Below are 4,042 nucleotides of genomic sequence, written 5' to 3'. Positions count from 1 at the left end.
CGTATTAGATCTTTATCCTTGTTCCAGTCAGGGAGATTTGAATCTCCAACAAGTTTAGGTGCTAACTTATTGATTGCATCAGTTTTTAATCGATTATCAGCCCGAACATAAACCTTATGGAAAGCTTGTCATAAAATCTATTATGACAATAAAAATCTTATGGTAAGTTGAACTGGCGAATCCCCAAAGTTAGGCGAAATACACCAGTCCTTCTTTACATAATTAAATCTTCAAGCCATTTAGCCAATCCATAAGAGTTTTATCTTCTGTCCAATTAGTTGCCGATTTTTCGGGGATTATATTTTTCCCCGAATTCATCTTATCAAGGGCTGCTTTCTTCATTTTGATACTAGTTTTTGAGTAAATTTCAGTAACTTTTAAATCGGTATGTCCTAGAAAGTCCCTTATAAAGATTGGATTTATATTAGCTTCTGTAAGGTGCATAGCTTTTGTGTGGCGAATTTTGTGAGTTGAAATTTCCGTAATCTCACATTCTGTTGCATATTTTTTTAAGATATACGATATACCCTGACGAGTAAGTTTCTTGCCTTGCGAGTTGAAGAAAAGAGGATGTTCAAAATACATAGGATTGTCAATTCCCTGTTCAGAAAGATACTGCCTTAGCAATGCAACTGTCTTATCCATAAGAGGAACATTCCTGGTTTTTCTACCTTTACCGGTGAGTTTTACTTGTGCAGGATTATCTAGCCGTAATTCACCAACGCGCAAATCCGCAAGTTCCTGAACGCGAGCTCCACTATCGTATAGTAATGTAAGTAGCATTTGATCACGCCGCCCTTTTTTATTAGATATATTAGGTGATGACAAGAGGGTTTTGGTTTGTTCCTCACTTAAGTAACCTATCAGCTTCTTATCCGCTTTTTTGTATGGAATCCCTAATATTTGCTGGCACTGAAACATATATTCTGGTAATTGTAGTTGCATATACCGGAAAAGAGAATGAATTGCTGCCAACCTCTGATTGCGTGTGCTAATGCTGTTTTCGCACTCACGTTCCAGCCAATTCAAAAATTCAACTATCTGACTTGCGGACAGATCACTCGCTTTTATTCTTTCTGGTGATATAGACAACACATCCCGAAAGTACGTTAAAAGCCGGACATAAGTATCTTTGTAGGATGAAATGGTATTATTACTCTGGTTTCTTACCACTGGCAGTTCGTTCAAGAGGAATTCACTGAGAATTCGAGGGAAATCAGTCTTCTTCATACTCAGTTTTCACCTCCAGATCAGGTATTATTTCAGCATAGATTTGATTTATTCGTCCGACAAGCTCTGGAAAAGCTTCTGCAGTAAGCTTCAGATATCGACCTGTGGCAGAAAGTGAAGCATGTCCCATATAAGTCATTAATAAAGGAAGAGCTACCTGGTGCGAAATTCCATTTCGGAGCATATGCTCAAGACTATGTACGCAAAAGGTGTGGCGAAGATTGTGTAGGTGAGGACCTCCATCACTTTTATTACCATGCCTGATACCACAATTGAAAAGAATGTCTCTGAAGTAGTGATTTACTGCAGTTTTTTCATAATGGCCACTGCCCCAACGACTCCTAAAGAAATATGCTTCTGCGTCATAAGTTGTGTGTATCTTCCTGTTATACCATTTCATGTATTCTATGACGGAACTGCTGACTGGAATATCTCTATCCTTATTGTTTTTTGCGTTTATAACGTGCAATACTTGTGCTTCTAGATCAACATCCTTCATACGGAGTCCTAGTGTTTCCGAGATGCGAAGTCCACAACCATATTGGACGCGCAATACTGTAGGATAAAAAACATGTGTATTCTGGAAATTTGGTTTTATGTTATCGGCTGCGGTAAAGATATCTATTATCTGAGCATGTGTAAAAATATACGGCTTGAAATCTTCATGACGGTTTGTTATGACATTTCGGTCAACCATGTACGCTGGAATATCATATCTGTACATATATTCGGCCAAAGTACGGATTAGAGATACACGGTTTTCCTGAGTTGATTGTCGCCAATTAGGTTGCCAATCAACGAAAGTAAGGCACAACTCTTTGGGAAGTCCTGATGAACAGTCATAATGACTACTCATTTCGTCAAGCACATGTAATAGGCGTTCTTGTTCATCATACTTATAACCGAGCATGCGCTTTTCTTCGAGAAAGCTTTTTAAATAAACAGAAAGTGGCCCGATGAATATTTTATTCCTTGACATAATTCATCACCTCCACTTCTAGCGCACACTTAGACAATCCTTTCATATCGACTCTCAGATAATGCTTTGCTACCTGTGGGTCAGAATGTCCAAGTATATCAGAAATAGTTGAAGTATCAACTTCATTCTGAAGAAGATTTGTTGCAAGTGAGTGACGAAGTGAATGCCATCCATAACGTTTAGACTGATCAACAGAAATCCCCGCACGTTTCAATGCTTTATTTATATTATGCCTTAAAGTACTCTGAAATGGATTCCCCGCATAAGGTGCATTATGTACCACGAAAATATTTAGAAAATTCGTAATAGGTCTTCCATTTTTTAGATAATCAATGATTGCCCAGCCAACATCTTCCGGCATAGGAAGCGTGAGTGGTTCACGAGTTTTCCCTTGTATAATTGATATCAGCTTATTCTCCCAATCAATGTCATTGACTGAAAGGTTCAAGATATCCCCAATTCGAAGTCCAAGCCGAGCAGCAAGTAATATAATTGCGTAGTCGCGCTTCCCAACTGGGGAAGATGTATCAACTGCATGAACAAGTCTTTCTATCTGTTCTTCACTCCATACGGTCGGAAGTTTTGTACGTGACCGTTGCGGCGGATGTGGTAAATAGACTTCAATAGGCTTCTTAACATACCCGTTTAGATATGCATATTTAAAGTACTGACGCAAAGCTGATAAACGTTCTGCTAATGTGACGGGTGCCAATCCTACCATCGATTCTGTAAAACGAGAAACCAATTTTGCTGTAATATCATCGAGCGTGTGAACACTAGCTGAATCGAGGAATAAAATCAAGCCTTTAATGATTGTACTGCAACGATTGTGATGAGAATGAGAACAGCCATATTCTACCTCGTAACGTAGAAAACTATCCGTGACTTCCTTAAAAGATGCTGGCCAAACAATTTCTCCATGGAAGTCATGGCGCCTGAAAATAATACCGAAGTTGTAATACTCTGCAAGTGATCGGATAACTCGGAAGTAATACATTTCATTCTTTGAATGTTCACCTGAAGTTACAAATCCTCCGAGTTGACGGAACTTCCAGATTAGGAACTCAGTTCCTTTTGACTGTGAGTAATCACAATCCATTGCGAATTCTATGAATTCATGAAGTACCTTTCGATATCTGCGCATTGAATCGTCCGAATAGTGGAGCTTAATTAGTTTTTCGTCTAGTTCACTGCACAAATCTGCTACTTTGATTTGTCTCAACATAACAAACCATCTCCTTTCTTTTAGTAACGCAGAACGTTCTAAGAAGATTGTAGAATGTTATGTAAAGAAAAACTAGCCCAAATCCATCTATAGCGGATGGTAGACAAGATTACTTGGCATAATTACTTTCTTGTCATAATAAACCTTATGGAAAGCTTGTCATAAAATCTATGTTCGGGCTGATAATCGATTAAAAACTGATGCAATCAATAACTACTATGGCTTCTGCTGACTTCTGTAGATTCAGCTATGCCTCACGGCATAGGTTGTAACATCGAGCGATTAATCACTATAGATACATATCTACAGACCTCCCCGATTAAGGTGCAAACTCTTTCTCTTCATGTGACCGCCACATTTACTTTGATTTAGTTATTTCAGTAACTATTGGACTTCACTTTGTTGTGCAAGCTTATCCCTAAATCCCAGCCTTATATGTGATTTCTATCCGTCGGTTCAAAGATTTGCCTACAGCTTCCTTCAGATTCCACCTCGCAATGGACACCCTTGCTGTTCAGCTATGTGCTTCCTGTTACTTAGGTACACTAGGGACTTTCACCCATAAGAGTTTGCCCATGTCGGGCAAACACAAAAAAGCTGTCATTTAC

Annotated in this window: 3 protein-coding genes; all 3 read right to left on the bottom strand. The window is 38.8% G+C overall.

Features of this window, described 5'->3' with window-relative positions:
- Positions 1–222: 222 nt before the first annotated feature.
- The 3 genes from AC6F8J_RS09155 to AC6F8J_RS09145 are packed head-to-tail and all read right to left on the bottom strand — an operon-like array spanning position 223 to position 3,434.
- Complete coding sequence (locus AC6F8J_RS09155) at positions 223–1,230, bottom strand: tyrosine-type recombinase/integrase (protein ID WP_500722751.1); 1,008 nt, start codon at positions 1,228–1,230, stop codon at positions 223–225.
- Entirely contained in the window at positions 1,217–2,209 is a 993-nt protein-coding gene (locus AC6F8J_RS09150; RefSeq protein ID WP_500722749.1) for a tyrosine-type recombinase/integrase, read from the bottom strand. Before AC6F8J_RS09150 ends, AC6F8J_RS09155 begins: the two co-directional genes overlap by 14 nt.
- Positions 2,196–3,434, bottom strand: a complete 1,239-nt coding sequence (locus AC6F8J_RS09145; protein WP_500722747.1) for a tyrosine-type recombinase/integrase — start codon at positions 3,432–3,434, stop codon at positions 2,196–2,198. The genes AC6F8J_RS09150 and AC6F8J_RS09145 overlap by 14 nt, the downstream gene beginning before the upstream one ends.
- Between the last annotated feature and the right edge of the window lie 608 nt (positions 3,435–4,042).

The sequence above is a fragment of the Petrocella sp. genome (assembly GCF_059865615.1).
The sequence above is the reverse complement of the archived record's forward strand: the minus strand, read 5'-3'. Positions and strand labels throughout refer to the sequence as shown.

Bases quoted from the DNA above. Each gene is read 5' to 3' on its own strand.
- AC6F8J_RS09155 (WP_500722751.1), bottom strand. From the start codon at position 1,230: ATGAAGAAGACTGATTTCCCTCGAATTCTCAGTGAATTCCTCTTGAAC.
- AC6F8J_RS09150 (WP_500722749.1), bottom strand. From the start codon at position 2,209: ATGTCAAGGAATAAAATATTCATCGGGCCACTTTCTGTTTATTTAAAA.
- AC6F8J_RS09145 (WP_500722747.1), bottom strand. From the start codon at position 3,434: ATGTTGAGACAAATCAAAGTAGCAGATTTGTGCAGTGAACTAGACGAA.